Genomic DNA, 16,130 nt, shown 5'->3' with positions numbered 1-16,130 from the left:
CTCGCCGGATCCGCCGGCTGTCGGCGGATCCGGCTGTTCGGCGACCCCCTCGGGAAGCGGACCCGATGAATGAATTGAACGCGTTCAGCCCGGCTGGCACTATGGATCCAGGATTCGCCGGCCGGGCGGACCCGTCGGTCCGCCCGGCCGCGAGGGGGGTTGAGCATGCATCAGAAACGTTCCTACGGCCGCGTGCTGGTGGTCTCGACGCTGGTGGGGTGCCTGGAGGTCGCGCTCACGGCCGTGGTGGTCCTGCTGTACGTGCAGACGCAGCCGCCGCCGGACACGCCCCCCGACTGGGCCGCCATCGCGGGGAGCCTGGTCGCGCTCACGCCCCTCGTCGGCCTCGTCTCCTTCCTGCTGTCGCTGGTCTTCGTGCTGCCGGCCGTCGCGCTGGCCGACCTGATCGTCCGCGGGCTCCGCAACCGCGCGGCCCGGTGGGCGGCGCTGGCGGCCCCGCCGGTGGTGGCGGCCCTGCTGGCGCCGCCCGTCCTGATCTTCGCCACGTACAACGACACGGAGACCGGTTCCACGCTGGCCTTCTGGGCCTCGGCCACGGCCTCGCTCTCCCTGGGGGCGCTGATCGCCCTCCCGCGCGGCGAGGGCCTGCTGCGGCGGGTGGCGCTGTGGGGCGCGGCGGTGGTGGCGGGGACCGCCGTGTTCGGCGCGCTCGGACTCGCCGTCGGCCTGCTGCCCCCGTACGAGCCGCCGAGGATCGGGCCCGAGACCATGACCGGCACCTGGACCGACCACACGAGCGGAACGCTGGTCTTCACCGCCGACGGCCGCGTCGAGGCCTCCGGCGTGGGCGTGCACCGCCCCGGCGACCACCCCGACGACCCCTCACGGCGCTGCTCGGGCTCCGGCACCTGGGCGTACGAGCCGGGGCGGGACGTGTGGTCGCAGGAGGTCCGCGTGGAGATCCCCGAGTGCCCCTGGCAGGCCTGGGGCGTCGACGGCACCGGGCAGGAGCCCCGGATCAGCCAGGCCGTCGGCGACCCGGGGTCCGGTCAGCTGTACAGGCTGCGGAAGGCCTCGGACCGCCCCTGACCGGGAGGCCGCTACTTCAGCGTCGCGGAGGTCAGCCCCGCCTGGATCTGCCGCTGGAAGGAGAGGTAGACCACCAGCATCGGGATCATCGCGATGGTCACACCGGCGAAGAGCACGGGCAGGTCGGTCTCGTAGCCCTGCTGCTGCTGGAGTTGGATCAGGCCCTGGGTGAGCAGGTAGCGCTCGGGGTCCGATCCGGTCTGGGGCTGCATCAGCACCGACGGCAGGATGTACTGGTTCCACTGGCCCAGGACGTTGAAGATCCCGACGCTGATCAGGCCGGGCCGGGCCATCGGCACCATCACCTGGAAGAAGATCCGGGTGTCGGAGGCGCCGTCGATCACCGCGGCCTCGTGCACCGCCGTCGGCAGCGTGCGGAAGAACGAGTGCATGAAGAAGACGGTGAACGGCATCGAGTACGCCACGTACACGAGGATCAGGCCCTGGTAGGTGTTCAGCATGTCGAACCGCTTGACCATGAAGAACAGCGGGACGAGCGCGAGGAAGACGGGGAACATCGCCCCGCTGACGAAGAAGTAGTAGAGGAAGCGGTTGCCCGGGAAGGGGTAGCGGGCCAGGACGTACGCCGCCATCGAGCCGAGCAGCATGGTCAGCGGGACCGAGAACACCATCACGATGAGGGTGTTGGCGAAGTAGTCGCCGGTGCCCTTGTCCCAGGCCCGCCCGAAGGCGTCGAAGTTCCAGTTGGAGGGCCAGCTGAGGGCCGAGCCGCCGATCTGCGCGTCGGTCTTGAAGGAGCCGAGTGCCAGCCAGATCAGCGGCAGCACGATCAGCACCGCCCAGAGGACGAGGAAGCCGTGGGAGAAGACGTTGAGGACCATGCCCTCGGAGCGTCCCGCGCCCCGTTCCCCGCCGGTGCCGGCTCCGCCGGACCGCTCCGCGGCGGATTCACCCGGAGCCTTGATCACTGTGGTCATGACGGTCTCCGGCTCAGAACTCGATGCGCTCGCGGCGGGTGGCGCGCAGCGTGATGACGGAAAGGATCATGGTGAGGACGAGCATGACCACGCCCATGGCGCAGGCGTAGCCGCTCTTGCCGAAGTAGAGGAAGTTCCTCATCAGCACCGTGGCCATGACCTCGCTGTGGTGGTCGGGGCCGCCGCCGAACTGACCGGAGGTCATGGTCGACACCAGGACGAACATGTCCATGGCGGCGATGCCCAGGTAGACCGCGGAGGTCTGTACGGAGTCCCACAGCAGGGGCAGGGTGACCCGGAAGAAGGTCTGGGCGCGGCCCGCCCCGTCGAGGAGGGCCGCCTCGTAGATGTCCTTGGGGATGGACTGCATGGCCGCGGAGAAGAGGACGAGGTAGAAGCCCACACCGTGCCAGACCACCACGAGGAGGAGGCACCACAGGACGAGCCTCGGCTCGTTCAGCCATTCGATCGGGTGCATCCGGTCGACGATGCCGAGCCGGATGAGGACGCCGTTGAGCAGGCCGCCCTCGTCGGTGCGGTACACGGCGCCGAAGAGCACCGCGAGGATGGCGAGGGAGAGCACCTGCGGGAAGAAGTAGACGACCTTGTAGAGGCGTGAGCCCGCCACGCCCTGCACGCCGCCGGCCCCGCCCCGCCCGCCCGCGTTCACCATGAAGGCGAAGAAGAGGGCGAGCAGGATGGTGACGGCCGGGACGAACACCAGGAGCAGCAGGTTGTTCCAGAGGGCCCCGCGGAAGACCTCGTCCTTCATCAGGGCGGAGTAGTTGTCCACGCCGACGAAGTCGAACGTCGGGGACTGTCCCGTCCAGTTGGTGAAGGAGTAGCCGAACGTCTGTACGTACGGCCAGATGACGAAGGTCAGATACAGCGCGAGGGGTGCGAGGAGGAAGCCGGCGATGAAGCCGGCCCGTCCCCTGCCCTGGACTACTTGGCTCATGGTGTCCGTCCCTGGTGTGCCGGTGACCGGTGGGGCGTGCTTCAGCTGCGACGGTTGTTCTTGGCGTTGGGGTCCTGCGCCGCCTTGTTGACCGCCGCCTGGGCCCGCTTGATCCACTCCTTCGGCTGAATCCGCTTGGCCATGAGCTCGTTGGACGCGTCCTGGATCGCCGTGTCCATCTCGCTGTACCAGTCGGGGTAAAGGTAATTGAAGGTGTTCGTTCCCGCCGCCTTGAGGGCGGTCACCGCCGACTGGGTGCCGGGACGCAGTTTCACGCCCGGGTCCACGCCGTCCTTGACCACGGTGAGCGAGTTGGCCTGCTGGGCGAAGATGGTCGACCATTCGCGGGACAGCATCGAACGGATGAACTCCAGGCCGCCGGGCTTGTTGGCGGCCTTCTCCGGGACGATGAAGGGCTCGCCGGCGCCGGCCCGGATGGCCTCGAAGGGCAGCTTGCTGTCCGCGAGCACCGGGACCGGCAGGAACTGCATGTCGAAGTCGTCGGGTGTCTGCTTGAGCTGCTCGTTCTCCAGCCAGGAGCCGGACGGGATGAAGGCCGCCTTGTACTGGTTCCAGGCGGTCTGGGACTCGGTGTGGGTCAGGCCGTTCGTGCCCGGCAGGAGCAGGTCCTTCTCGACCACCTCGTAGACCGCCTCGACGGCGGCGAGGGCGGCCGCGCTGCCCTCGAAGGCGTTCGGCTCCAGGTTGTCGATGGCCTTCATGGCCTCCAGACCGCCCTTCTTGGCGATCAGGTCCATGATGACGACGTTGATGTAGTACGGGTACTTGCCCTGGTGGGCGAGGCCGCCGAGGCCGGCCTCCTTGGCCTTGGCGCAGATCGCGAGGAACTCGTCCCAGGTCTTGGGCGGCGTCCAGCCCTTCTCCTTGAAGAGCTTCCCGGAATACCAGAAGCCGTAGACGGTGTAGACGTAGTTCAGCGACACGAACTTGCCGCCCTGCGTGCCCTGTTCGATGGTGCCCGCGATGAGCGTGTCACGGACCTTCTTGCTCGGGTCGTCGAGGGAGGGGGCGTCGAGCACGGGGGTGAGGTCGGCGAGCTGGTTGCTCTTGAAGAGCACGTCCAGCTTGATCCTCTGGGCGCCGGAGTTGTCGACGACGTCCGGCGGGTTGCCGCCGTTGAACCGGGTCTGGAGCTTGCCGGTGATCTCCTGGGTGCCCAGGTGGGAGCTGGTCGTGCCCCACTTCTTGTCGAAAGCGGCCTCCCAGGCCTTCGCGTAGTCGTCGCCGAAGCCGCCCTTGAAGACGACGACGTCCATCTTGCCGCCCTTCGAGACGCCGAAGGGGTTCTCCTTGGAGACGGCGGCCTTGTCGGGGCCCTTCGTCGTGTCCCCACCGCCGGAGGCGCAGGCGGACAGGAAGCTCATCGTCGGCACGCTGATCAGTCCGAGCGCTGCGGAACGCTTGATCAGATCACGGCGGCCGAGGCCCTCACCGGTGGATCCCATGCTCATGTCCTCGCCTTCGTCAGGAGTGTGAAGGAGGCCGGAAATCGCGGCAGTTGCCGTGCACGCGGGCATGACCGCAGGTCCCCCCGGCATCCCCCGGCCCGGGACCGCTCGTTCACGCAGCGGCCCGGACGGGCACAGGTATAGTCCACTTCCGCTCGGCTGAGCAAGATCGTGCACAAGGATCGTCCCCGGCTTTTCCGAGTTGAGACCTGTCCGTCACCTGGGACCGCCGCCGCACGAAGCGACAAGGGCCGCACCCCCTCGTCGGGGGTACGGCCCTATGGTGCCGACAGACGGCGGATCGCTCCGCCTGGCGCGCCCTTAGCCGCGGATGAGGTTCCGCAGGACGTACTGCATGATGCCGCCGTTGCGGTAGTAGTCGGCCTCACCCGGCGTGTCGATGCGGACGACCGCGTCGAACTCCACACCGGTGTCCGTGGTGACCTTGACCGTGCGCGGGGTGGTGCCGTTGTTCAGCTCCTCCACACCGGTGAAGGAGAAGGTCTCCTCGCCGGTGAGGCCCAGCGAGGCCGCGGTGGCGCCCTCGGGGAACTGCAGGGGCAGGACGCCCATGCCGATCAGGTTGGAGCGGTGGATGCGCTCGTAGGACTCGGCGATGACGGCCTTGACGCCGAGCAGCGCGGTGCCCTTGGCCGCCCAGTCGCGGGACGAGCCGGAGCCGTACTCCTTGCCGGCCAGGATGACCAGCGGGATGCCGGCGGCCTGGTAGTTCTGCGAGGCGTCGTAGATGAAGGAGACCGGGCCGCCCTCGACGGTGAAGTCGCGGGTGAAGCCGCCCTCGGTGCCCGGCGCGATCTGGTTGCGCAGGCGGATGTTGGCGAAGGTACCGCGGATCATCACCTCGTGGTTGCCGCGGCGGGAACCGTACGAGTTGAAGTCGCGGCGCTCGACGCCGTGCTCGGTGAGGTACTTGCCGGCCGGGGTGTCGGCCTTGATCGCACCGGCCGGGGAGATGTGGTCGGTGGTGACCGAGTCGCCCAGCTTCGCCAGCACGCGGGCGCCGGCGATGTCGGAGACCGGGGTGGTCTCCATCGTCATGCCCTCGAAGTAGGGGGGCTTGCGGACGTAGGTGGACTGCGGGTCCCACTCGAAGGTGTTGCCGGTCGGGATGGACAGCGCCTGCCACTGGGCGTCGCCCGCGAAGACGTCGCTGTAGGACTTGCTGAACATGTCCTCGCCGATGGCGTTCGCCACGACGTCGTTGACCTCGGCCTCGGAGGGCCAGATGTCCTTCAGGAAGACCGGGTTGCCCTCGGTGTCGATGCCGATGGCCTCGGTGGTGATGTCCACCTTCATGGAGCCCGCGATGGCGTACGCGACGACCAGCGGCGGGGAGGCCAGGTAGTTCATCTTGACGTCGGGGTTGATCCGGCCCTCGAAGTTGCGGTTGCCGGAGAGCACCGAGGTGACCGCGAGGTCGTGCTCGTTGATCGCCTTCGAGATCTCCTCGTCCAGCGGACCGGAGTTGCCGATGCAGGTGGTGCAGCCGTACCCGACGAGGTTGAAGCCCATCTTGTCGAGGTACGGGGTCAGGCCGGCCTTGTCGAAGTAGTCGGTGACGACCTTCGAGCCGGGGGCCAGGGTGGTCTTGACCCACGGCTTGCGGGTCAGGCCCTTCTCGACCGCCTTCTTCGCCACGAGCGCCGCGGCGACCATGACGTAGGGGTTCGAGGTGTTGGTGCAGGAGGTGATCGCGGCGACGGTGACGGCGCCGTGGTCGATCTCGAAGGAGGTGCCGTCGGCCAGGGTGACCAGGGTGGGCTTCGAGGGGCTGCCGTTCGGGTGGTTCGCCGGGGCGTCGGAGGCCGGGAAGGACTCCTTGCCCGCCTCGTCCACGTCGTCGACGTAGTTGCGCACGTCCTGGGCGAACTGCTGGGCGGCGTTCGCGAGGACGATGCGGTCCTGCGGGCGCTTCGGGCCGGCGATGGAGGGGACGACCGTGGAGAGGTCGAGCTCCAGCTTCTCGGAGAAGTCCGGCTCGGCGGCCGGGTCCAGCCACAGGCCCTGCTCCTTGGCGTACGCCTCGACGAGCGCGACCTGCTGCTCGGAGCGGCCGGTCAGGCGCAGGTACTTCAGGGTCTCGCCGTCGATCGGGAAGGTGGCGGCGGTGGAGCCGAACTCCGGCGACATGTTGCCGATGGTGGCGCGGTTCGCGAGGGAGGTGGCGGCGACGCCCTCACCGTAGAACTCGACGAACTTGCCGACGACACCGTGCTTGCGCAGCATCTCGGTGATGGTCAGCACCAGGTCGGTGGCGGTGGTGCCGGTGGGCAGCTCGCCGGTCAGCTTGAAGCCGACGACGCGCGGGATCAGCATGGAGACCGGCTGGCCGAGCATCGCGGCCTCGGCCTCGATGCCGCCGACGCCCCAGCCCAGCACGCCGAGGCCGTTGACCATGGTGGTGTGCGAGTCGGTGCCGACGAGGGTGTCGGGGTAGGCCTGGCCGTTACGGACCATGACCGTGCGGGCCAGGTGCTCGATGTTGACCTGGTGGACGATGCCGGTGCCCGGCGGGACGACCTTGAAGTCGTCGAAGGCGGTCTGGCCCCAGCGCAGGAACTGGTAGCGCTCCTTGTTGCGGCCGTACTCCAGCTCGACGTTCTGCGCGAAGGCGTCCTTCGTGCCGAACTTGTCGGCGATGACCGAGTGGTCGATGACCATCTCGGCGGGCGAGAGCGGGTTGATCTTCGCCGGGTCGCCGCCGAGGGCCTTCACGGCCTCACGCATGGTGGCGAGGTCCACGACGCAGGGGACGCCGGTGAAGTCCTGCATGATCACGCGGGCCGGCGTGAACTGGATCTCCTGGCTGGGCTGGGCCTGGGAGTCCCAGCCGCCGAGCGCCCGGATGTGGTCGGCGGTGATGTTCGCGCCGTCCTCGGTGCGGAGCAGGTTCTCCAGCAGCACCTTCAGGCTGTAGGGCAGGCGGGCGGAGCCCTCGACCTTGTCCAGCCGGAAGATCTCGTACGACTCGTCGCCCACCTGCAGCGTGCTGCGGGCGTCGAAGCTGTTCGCCGACACGACAGTCTCCTTCATGCATGAATTCGCGCGTTTACCGCATCCTGCCGCCACGCCCCTTGGCCAATCCGCTAAGGTAAGGCTAAGTTAGGTAACCCTTACCAGCGGGGGCGGCTGCGGTACGCCTTCGGCAGATATCTCGATGTCGAGATAACTCTAGTACATGTCCGGGTGCGACGACGAGGCACGCACCCGCGCCCGGAGGGGCGAAGGGCGGGGAGGCCGTTTCCGCATACGCCGATCCGGCCCGCGGGACGGCGGACGGAGCCCTCGGGGGGAGGGCCTGTCGAGAGGGCGGAGCGAGGCGGGGCCCGAGGCGCGAGGCGGTCATTCGGCCAGGGCGTGGCGGGCGGCCCAGGCGTTGACGGCCGCGGCGATCTCCTCGGGCCGGTCCTCCGGGCAGAGGTGGGCCGCGGGCCCGCAGTACATGCGCTCCAGCGCCGAGATGTTCCGCTCGCACCAGGCGGCCGCCTCGGGGCCGATCATCAGGGTGGGCGAGCCGTCGAAGGTGAGCAGGAGCTTGGGCACCTCGGGGCTTTCGGCCAGCCAGGCGTCGTACCGCTCGACGACGGCGACGACGTCGGCCGGTTCCCCGCCGATCGGCAGCGAGCGGGCCCACCGGAGCATGGGCAGCCTGCTCTCGCGGGTGGGGTAGGGGGCGCCGTAGACGGCGCGGTCGGCCTCGGCGATGGGGGCGAGCACGGTCTTCAGGATGCTGTCCTCGATGAAGATGTTCCGGTCGAGGACCATCTCCTCCCCCGTTCCCGGGGTGCGTATCGCCTCGAACCGGGCACGCGCGGCGGGCGGATACTCGTCCCAGCCCATCGGGCGCACGATCGTCTCCATGAAGGCGATCCCGCGGACCCGCCCGGGGTGGCGGGCGGCCCGATCGAAGGCGAGCGCACCGCCCCAGTCCTGACCGACCAGGACCACCTCGTCGAGTCCGAGGGCGTCGAACCAGGCGTCCAGGTAGCGCGCGTGGTCGGCGAAGCGGTACTCCCCGCCCGGCTTTCCGGAGCGGCCCATGCCGATGAGGTCGGGGGCCAGGGTGCGGACCGGGCCCTCGACACGGGGCAGTACGCCGCGCCAGAGGTGGGAGGAGGTGGGGTTGCCGTGCAGGAAGACGAAGGGCACGCCCTCGCCGCGGTCCTCGTAGTACATCGTCGAGTCGAGCACGTCGATCGCGGGCATTCCAGGCCCCTCCCAGAGTCATTGGTGCAACTAACGTTCGTGACACCAATGAAGCTATATCGTTAGTGACACCAACGCAAGCGGTAGCATCCCCCCATGACCACGGGAGAGAACGGGGGCGCGGCCGTCCCCGCGCGACTGCGCGAACTGCCCAGCCGGCTACTGGGCCAGGCGTCCACCCACGCACAGCGCCTGGTGACCGAGGCCCTCGGCCGGGCAGATGCGCATAAATGGCACTATGCAGCCATGGTCGCCCTGGAGGAGTCCGGACCGGTGAGCCAGGCCGCGCTCAGCGACCGCACCGGCATCCACCGCAGCGACCTGGTCGCCGTCATCAACGAACTCGCCGAGCGCGAACTCGTCGAGCGGGCCCCCGATCCCGACGACCGCAGACGCAACGTCATCACCCTCACCCCGCTCGGCCGGCGCCGGCTGCGCCGACTGGAGCAGATCCTCGACACGGCCCAGGACGAACTCCTGAGCCCGCTGTCGGCGGCGGAGCGCGCACAGCTGACCCGCCTGCTGGGCCGGATCGTCGAGCACCACGCGTACGGCGCCTCCGCCATGGGACCTGACGGCCAGTAACGCGCGTGAGGGCGCGGCGGGACGCGCCCGACACGCCGGTCGACACGCCGGTCGACACACCCGCCTGCCCCACCCGACGCAGGAGTCATCTCATATCTGAGATACGGTGCCCCCATGGCAGACGACTACCTCGTACGCATCGGCAAGCTCATCCGTGACGCCCGGCAGCATCGGGGCTGGACACAGAGTCAGCTCGCCGAAGCCCTCGGCACCAGCCAGAGCGCAGTGAACCGGATCGAGCGCGGCAATCAGAACATCAGCCTTGAGATGATCGCCCGAATCGGTGAAGCTCTCGACAGCGAGATCGTCTCTCTGGGCTACGCCGGCCCGATGCACCTGCGCGTGGTCGGCGGCCGCCGGCTGTCGGGCGCCATCGACGTCAAGACGAGCAAGAACGCGTGCGTCGCACTGCTCTGCGCCTCGCTGCTCAACAAGGGCCGCACGGTCCTGCGCCGTGTGGCCCGTATCGAGGAGGTCTACCGCCTCCTGGAGGTCCTGAACTCCATCGGCGTCCGCAGCCGCTGGATCAACGACGGCGTCGACCTGGAGCTGGTCCCGCCGGCCCGCCTCGACATGGAGGCCATGGACGCGGACGCGGCCCGCCGGACCCGGAGCATCATCATGTTCCTGGGCCCCCTGCTGCACCGCATGGAGACCTTCCGCCTCCCCTACGCCGGCGGCTGCGACCTCGGTACCCGCACCATCGAGCCGCACATGATCGCCCTGCGCCGCTTCGGCCTGGACATCACCGCGACCGAGGGCATCTACCACGCGAAGGTCGCGGTCGGCGTTTCCCCCGACCGCCCGATCGTGCTGACCGAACGCGGGGACACGGTCACCGAGAACGCGCTGCTGGCGGCCGCCCGGCACGACGGCGTCACCGTCATCCGCAACGCCTCCTCGAACTACATGGTCCAGGACCTGTGCTTCTTCCTGGAGGCGCTGGGCGTCAAGGTCGAGGGCGTCGGTACCACCACGCTCACCGTCCACGGCGTCCCGAACATCGACGTGGACGTGGACTACTCCCCCTCCGAGGACCCGGTCGAGGCGATGAGCCTGCTGGCCGCGGCGGTCGTCACGGAGTCGGAGCTGACGATCCGCCGGGTCCCGATCGAGTTCATGGAGATCGAACTCGCGGTGCTGGAGGAGATGGGCCTCGACCACGACCGCTCGGCGGAGTACTCGGCGGACAACGGCCGCACCCGGCTGGTCGACCTCACGGTCCGCCCCTCGAAGCTCGAAGCGCCGATCGACAAGATCCACCCGATGCCCTTCCCCGGGCTGAACATCGACAACGTGCCCTTCTTCGCGGCCATCGCCGCCGTCGCCCAGGGCCAGACCCTCATCCACGACTGGGTGTACGACAACCGCGCGATCTACCTGACGGACCTGAACCGCCTGGGCGGCCGCCTCCAGCTGCTGGACCCCCACCGCGTCCTGGTCGAGGGCCCCACCCGCTGGCGCGCCGCGGAGATGATGTGCCCGCCGGCCCTCCGCCCGGCGGTGGTCGTCCTCCTGGCGATGATGGCGGCCGAGGGCACCTCGGTGCTGCGCAACGTCTACGTGATCAACCGCGGCTACGAGGAACTGGCCGAACGCCTCAACTCGGTGGGCGCCCAGATCGAGATCTTCCGCGACATCTGAGTCGGCCCGTGGCTCGGGGCCCGGTCAACTGCCGGGCCCCGTCCGGAGAAGGAGCAGGTCACCGCCGTTAGACTCGCCCCATGGGGGATTTCGCGAGCAGGGGCCGCACAGTCCTGTGCGCATGGTGCAACCGGCAGATTCCGCAGGAACGGCGCTGGTTCCCACGCCGGTACTGCAACCGCCGGCACAAGTGGCGACACCGGATCACGGAAACGATCGGCAGCATCCTCGACAGCGCCTGAGGCCCTCCGCGCCACGGCCGGATGGGCGGGCGAGCCGGGCGGCACGCCGCGCGGCTCAGCCGCTGCCGCCGCAGGCGCCGGACGCACGGTGGCCCATCGGGCACCGAGGCGGGAACACTATGCTCGGAAGATCTGCTCGCCTGCCCACAGGGGTGGCGCGGTTGCCCGGCACGGACCGCCCGGAGGACACGGCGTGACCCTCACGATCACCCCGGCCCGCGCCTTCCGGGCCGCGCGGCTGGTCACCGACGGGCTCGATCCCAAGACCTGGATCATCGCCGACACCGTGCTGATCGGCTGGCACACCGGCCGCCTCGCGGGCGTCGGATGGGGGCTGCTCGGCTGCCTGTTCGCCGCGGGCATTCCGCTCGCCTTCATCACGTACGGGATCCGCCGGGGCCGTTGGGCCGACCGGCACGTCGGGGCACGGCCGCAGCGCATCCTCGTGATGGCCTTCGCCAGCGCCTCCGTGGCCACCGGCACCCTGCTGATGTGGGCCTTCGGCGCTCCCCGGACGATGATCGCGCTGATCGCGGCGATGCTGGCCACCCTGGCGGCCCTCCTCGCCGTGACCCCCGCATGGAAGATCAGCGTGCACGCGGGGGTGTCCTGCGGGAGCGTGGCCCTGCTCGCCATGACGTACGGGGCGTGGGTGCTCCTGGCCTGCCCCGTCGTCGCCGTCGTCGGCTGGTCCCGGGTCCGGCTCCGCGACCACACCCTCGCGCAGGTCCTCGCGGGTGCCGCGGTCGGCGGGGCCGTCGCGGCCGGCACGTTCGCACTGGCCCGTTAGGGGGAGCGCACGCAGGGACGCCGCCGGTCTCGACCGGCGCCACCGCACCTACGGCGGCTGGATACCGCCCACCGTGGCCGCGCTGCTCCCGGAGTACCGCACCTCCGCGTCCTGCGACACGACGCGGCCGACGCGGCGACTGACCGGACCGGTTCGCAGCGGTCGGGTGCGGCAGGGGCGTCCGCTGCCAGGGTGGGAGTCGAAAGGAGGCCTCGTGATCTCTGCACTCAACCGGCTGGTCGACCTTGTCGAGGAGCACCTCGCCGACGAGCCCGACGTCCGGGGGCTGGCGGGCACGCTCGGCACGACCGAATACCACCTGCGCCGGATGTTCTCTTCCTTGGCCGGCATGCCGCTGTCGGAGTACGTGCGGCGCCGGCGCATGACCGTCGCCGCCGCCGACGTCGTCCGCGGCGAGGCGGATCTGCTGAGCATCGCGGTCCGGTACGGATACGGCTCGGGCGAAGCGTTCGGACGCGCCTTCCGCGCGGTCCACGGCGCCGGACCCGGTGAAGTGCGCCGCGCCGGAGGCCCCTTGCGCACACAGCCACAGCTCAGGTTCCGCCTGACCGTCGAAGGGAACACCCCCATGGACACCCGCCTCGTCAACCGGCCCGCCTTCCGCCTCGTCGGACACGCCGCCCGGGTCCCACTCATCCACCGGGGCGTCAACCCGCACATCCGGCAGCACATCGCGGCGCTGCCGCAGGAGGAGCACCTGCGGCTGAAGGCCTTGAGCGACACCGAACCGGGCGGCCTGCTGCAGGTCTCCGACGGCGTGGATCCCGACGGCACGGAGGGCAGCGAACTGACCTACCTGCACGGGGTCGCACTCGACCGGGACACTCCGGCCCCGGACGGCCTCGACGCCATCGAGGTGGCGGGCGGGATGTGGGCGGTCTTCCGTACCAGCGGACCGCATCCGCAGGCCCTGCAGACGGCCTGGGCGGCGACCGCGACCGACTGGTTCCCCTCCAACCCGTGGCGCCTGCGACCGGGCCCGTCGATCGTGGCCACCCTCGAACGCGCGGCTGACTTCAGCACCGCGACGTGCGAGCTGTGGCTCCCGGTCGAACCGGCCCAGGGGGTGTAGCGCGCACCACCGCCCTGCGTCTTCGCCCCGTTCGCCCGCGTCTGGGCACCGGCGCCGATCACCGCCGCCACCATTCCGCCGGTAATCGGTGGTCCGGTGCGCGGGGCGTGGCCTACGTTGGCGCGATGGTGCGCGTACGTGAGATGGACGCGGCGGACGTCGAGGCCGTCTCGGCGGTCCGGGTCCGGGGCTGGCAGGCGGCGTACGCCGGCATCGTTCCCCAGGCCTACCTGGACGCGATGACGGTCGAGGACGACGCCGACCGGCGGCGGCAGCGGCTGCTCGACCCCGGGCGGGAGTCCTGGGACCTCGTGGCCGTCGGCGACCGCGGCCCGGTGGGGTGGGTCTGCTGCGGGCCCTCCCGCGGTGAGGTGTCCGGCGGGACGGGGCCGGTGGGTGAGGTCTACGCCCTGTACGTGGCGCCGGACCTGATCGGCACGGGCATCGGCCGCCGGCTCCTCGGTGAGGCCCACGCCGCGATGAGGCTCCGGGGCTTCAAAGGATCGGCCCTGTGGGTCCTCGAGGACAACCTCCGGGCCCGGCGCTTCTACGAACGGGCCGGCTACGGCCCCGACGGTGCGACGCAGGACGACGTCTACGCCGGGGTCACCCTCTCCGAGCTCCGCTACCGGCGGGCGCTCTGACGCCGTGTTCGACTACCACGGGCGGGTCCCCGGGACCGTCGCAGCCCGGAGCACGGAGATCGCCGGTCCGGTCTGCTCGACCTGCCGGTGGACGAGCGGCGAGTTGTTCCTCCGCGTCGGCGGCTTCCGCGACCACCGAGACCGCGAAGTCCTGGACCTCTTCGGCGAGGTCGGCCGCCGATTCGGGCCGATGGGGCACGCGGGTCTCGCCAGGAGGGGACGCGGACCGGCAGAATCGGGCTCCGGCAGGGGAACGAGGGGACGGGCATCGGCATGGCATTCGGCAGGAACGCAGGCGGCGCAGAGGCGGGTACGGAGGTTCCGGTGCTCCCCGGGGCACCGCTGCTCGGATCGCTCCACGACCTGAAGTCGGACTCCCTCGGCACCTACCTGCGGGCGCAGCAGCGGCGCGGTGACGTCGTGCGGGTCTCGGCCGGGCCGCCCGGGATGCGGGCCGACCTGTACTGCGTGTTCTCCCCCGAGGGCGTCCAGCAGGTGCTCGCCTCCCAGGCGGCCAACTTCCGCAAGGACAACGCCTTCTACCAGGAGGTCCGGGACTCCTTCGGCAACGGCCTGCTGACCAGCCAGGACGAGGACTACCTGCGCCAGCGCCGGCTCGTGCAGCCGCTGTTCACGCGACGCCGGGTGGACGGGTACGCCGGGGCTGTCGCCGCCGAGACCGCCTCCGTCGTCGCCGCCTGGGAGGAGGCCCTGGACGGCGTAGTCGACGTCTCCGACGAGATGACACACCTCGCGCTGCGCGCGGTCGCCCGGATCCTCTTCGGCACCGACGTCGAGGCCACCGCCGACGTCGTGGCCCGCTGCTTCCCGGTGATCACGGACTACGTGCTGCGCCGCGGTTACTCCCCCGCCAACATCCCGCGCCACTGGCCGACCCCGGGCAACCGGCGGGCGGCTGCCGCGCTGGACGAGCTGTACGGGGTCTGCGACCAGATCATCGGCCGTCGGCGGCAGGCCGGTGCGAGCGCCGCGGGCCCGGGCGGGGACGCCACGGGCGAGGATGCCGCGGGCGACGACGCGTCCGCCGAGGGCGCTCGCGCCGCAGACGCCTCCAGTGAGGACCTGCTGACGCTGCTGGCCGCCGCCCGCAGTTCCGACGACGGGGAGTTCGACGCAGCCGAGCTCCGCGACCAGGTGCTGATCTTCCTGCTCGCCGGGCACGAGACGACCGCCACCTCCCTCTGCTTCGCCCTGCACCTGCTGTCCCGCCACCCCGAGCAGCAGGACCGGGCCCGCGAGGAGATCACCCGCGTCCTGGGCGACCGTACGCCGCAGGCCTGCGACCTGGACCGGCTCCCGTACCTCTCGCAGGTGGTCAAGGAGGCCATGCGGCTGTATCCGGCGGCTCCGGTCATCGGCCGCAAGGCCGTGGCCGCCACCCGGATCGGGGAGCACGCCATCCCGGCGGGCGCGGACGTGATCCTGGCCCCGTGGGTGACGCACCGCCATCCGGAGCACTGGCCCGACCCGGACCGCTTTGATCCGGAGCGCTTCACCCCGGAGGCGGAGGCCGGGAGGCCGCGCTACGCGTGGTTCCCCTTCGGCGGCGGTCCGCGCGCCTGCATCGGGCAGCACTTCTCGATGCTGGAGTCGGTGGTCGCGCTGGCGATGATCCTGCGGGCGTACGCGTTCGAGGCGGTGGACGCGGAGATCCCGGTCGGCGCGGGTATCACCCTGCGGACGGAGGGTCCGGCGCGCTGCCGGGTCCGTCGCGTGGACCGGTAGCGGCCGCCCGGCCATCATGGCCGGATGGACGAGGAGATTCCGGGCCGTCTGTCGCCGTACGTACGCAGGCCGGAGCGCGGGTTGCTGCCCGGCTCGCCCGCCCCGCTGCCGCTGCGGCGCCGGATCGGCGGCTTCTTCCTCTTCCGGTTCCTGGCCGCGCTGCCCGACGACCTCGCCGACGCCGTGGCCGCGCTGCTCGACCCCTTCGAACGGGCTGCCCGCCTGGCCGGGCGGCTTCTCCACGGGCCGGCCCTGCGCGGCGCCTGGTCCAGTGGCGCCGGCCGCTTCGCGCTGGCCCTGCACGGCTTCCACTGGACGCGCTGGCAGGCCGAGACCGCGGGCCCCGGGGGCATGTTCACCGCGCGGCGCGGCGACGGGCCGGGGGCGGCGGGCACCGTCACCGCCCGGCCGCCGTGGGGCCGCGGCGACCCGGCGCGCGGGGCGCACACGTCCGCCTGCGCCCTGCGCCGCGTACCCCGGCTGCGCCGCAGGCCGGCCCGGGTGGACCTGGTCTTCGCCGACGGCTCGTGGCTGGCCCTGCGGATGGACACCCGGGCCGACGCGGCGCGGCTGCGTGCCGCGCTCGGGCCCGCGCGGAGCACAGCCGTGCCGGGCGCGGCACCAGCATCGGCACCGCCACCGGCATCGGCACCGGCATCGGCACCGCCACCGGGCTGCCCGCCCGGGCAGGCGCCCGGGCCCGGGCCGGATATCGGGGTGCGGGCCGGCCGGGGCACGCCATAG

At 70.8% G+C, this 16,130-nt stretch carries 13 protein-coding genes; 8 read left to right on the top strand and 5 right to left on the bottom strand.

All coding sequences use genetic code 11. The features are described 5' to 3' along the window. Positions 1–165 precede the first annotated feature (165 nt). Entirely contained in the window at positions 166–1,050 is an 885-nt protein-coding gene (locus AVW11_RS08055) for a hypothetical protein (protein WP_076043626.1), read from the top strand. Between the two features lie 11 nt (positions 1,051–1,061). Here the strand turns inward: AVW11_RS08055 and AVW11_RS08050 are convergent, their stop codons facing one another. The 5 genes from AVW11_RS08050 to AVW11_RS08030 form a co-directional block, all read right to left on the bottom strand. Continuing rightward, positions 1,062–1,988, bottom strand: coding sequence for a carbohydrate ABC transporter permease (locus AVW11_RS08050; protein WP_076043625.1), 927 nt, complete (start codon positions 1,986–1,988; stop codon positions 1,062–1,064). A gap of 13 nt (positions 1,989–2,001) precedes the next feature. Further along, complete coding sequence (locus AVW11_RS08045; RefSeq protein ID WP_030847621.1) at positions 2,002–2,946, bottom strand: carbohydrate ABC transporter permease; 945 nt, start codon at positions 2,944–2,946, stop codon at positions 2,002–2,004. A 41-nt stretch (positions 2,947–2,987) separates the two neighbouring features. After that, positions 2,988–4,412: an N-acetylglucosamine/diacetylchitobiose ABC transporter substrate-binding protein gene (gene ngcE / locus AVW11_RS08040; protein ID WP_030847619.1), complete on the bottom strand. Its 1,425-nt coding sequence runs from the start codon at positions 4,410–4,412 to the stop codon at positions 2,988–2,990. A gap of 324 nt (positions 4,413–4,736) precedes the next feature. Beyond that, entirely contained in the window at positions 4,737–7,454 is a 2,718-nt protein-coding gene (gene acnA, locus AVW11_RS08035) for an aconitate hydratase AcnA (RefSeq protein ID WP_076043624.1), read from the bottom strand. A 324-nt stretch (positions 7,455–7,778) separates the two neighbouring features. Then, the gene (locus tag AVW11_RS08030; protein ID WP_076043623.1) at positions 7,779–8,642 is read right to left on the bottom strand and encodes a haloalkane dehalogenase; all 864 of its coding nucleotides are present in this window, start codon (positions 8,640–8,642) and stop codon (positions 7,779–7,781) included. Positions 8,643–8,738: 96 nt separating this feature from the next. On the opposite strand from AVW11_RS08030, the gene AVW11_RS08025 reads away from it, so the two are divergent. From AVW11_RS08025 to AVW11_RS07995, 7 genes are all read left to right on the top strand, one after another. Further along, on the top strand, positions 8,739–9,227 hold the full coding sequence (locus AVW11_RS08025) for a MarR family winged helix-turn-helix transcriptional regulator (protein ID WP_060179842.1): 489 nt from the start codon (positions 8,739–8,741) through the stop codon (positions 9,225–9,227). Positions 9,228–9,341: 114 nt separating this feature from the next. Beyond that, positions 9,342–10,871 (top strand): helix-turn-helix domain-containing protein, encoded by a 1,530-nt coding sequence (locus AVW11_RS08020; RefSeq protein WP_030847610.1) that lies wholly within the window; start codon positions 9,342–9,344, stop codon positions 10,869–10,871. A gap of 435 nt (positions 10,872–11,306) precedes the next feature. Beyond that, positions 11,307–11,903 carry a hypothetical protein gene (locus AVW11_RS08015; protein WP_076043622.1) on the top strand — a complete coding sequence of 199 codons (597 nt, stop codon included), beginning with the start codon at positions 11,307–11,309 and terminating at the stop codon, positions 11,901–11,903. 214 nt (positions 11,904–12,117) lie between these two features. Next, a complete protein-coding gene (locus tag AVW11_RS08010) occupies positions 12,118–12,996 on the top strand; it encodes an AraC family transcriptional regulator (protein ID WP_076043621.1) in 879 nt (292 codons plus the stop codon). A gap of 125 nt (positions 12,997–13,121) precedes the next feature. Further along, a complete protein-coding gene (locus tag AVW11_RS08005) occupies positions 13,122–13,640 on the top strand; it encodes a GNAT family N-acetyltransferase (RefSeq protein WP_076043620.1) in 519 nt (172 codons plus the stop codon). A gap of 273 nt (positions 13,641–13,913) precedes the next feature. Beyond that, on the top strand, positions 13,914–15,386 hold the full coding sequence (locus tag AVW11_RS08000; protein ID WP_076043619.1) for a cytochrome P450: 1,473 nt from the start codon (positions 13,914–13,916) through the stop codon (positions 15,384–15,386). Positions 15,387–15,410: 24 nt separating this feature from the next. Beyond that, positions 15,411–16,130 carry a hypothetical protein gene (locus AVW11_RS07995; protein ID WP_143568820.1) on the top strand — a complete coding sequence of 240 codons (720 nt, stop codon included), beginning with the start codon at positions 15,411–15,413 and terminating at the stop codon, positions 16,128–16,130.

It is taken from the genome of Streptomyces amritsarensis (assembly GCF_001953875.1).
GTDB lineage: Bacteria > Actinomycetota > Actinomycetes > Streptomycetales > Streptomycetaceae > Streptomyces > Streptomyces amritsarensis.
Note: the sequence above shows the minus strand (reverse complement) of the source record. Positions and strands in the feature narration are given on the sequence as shown.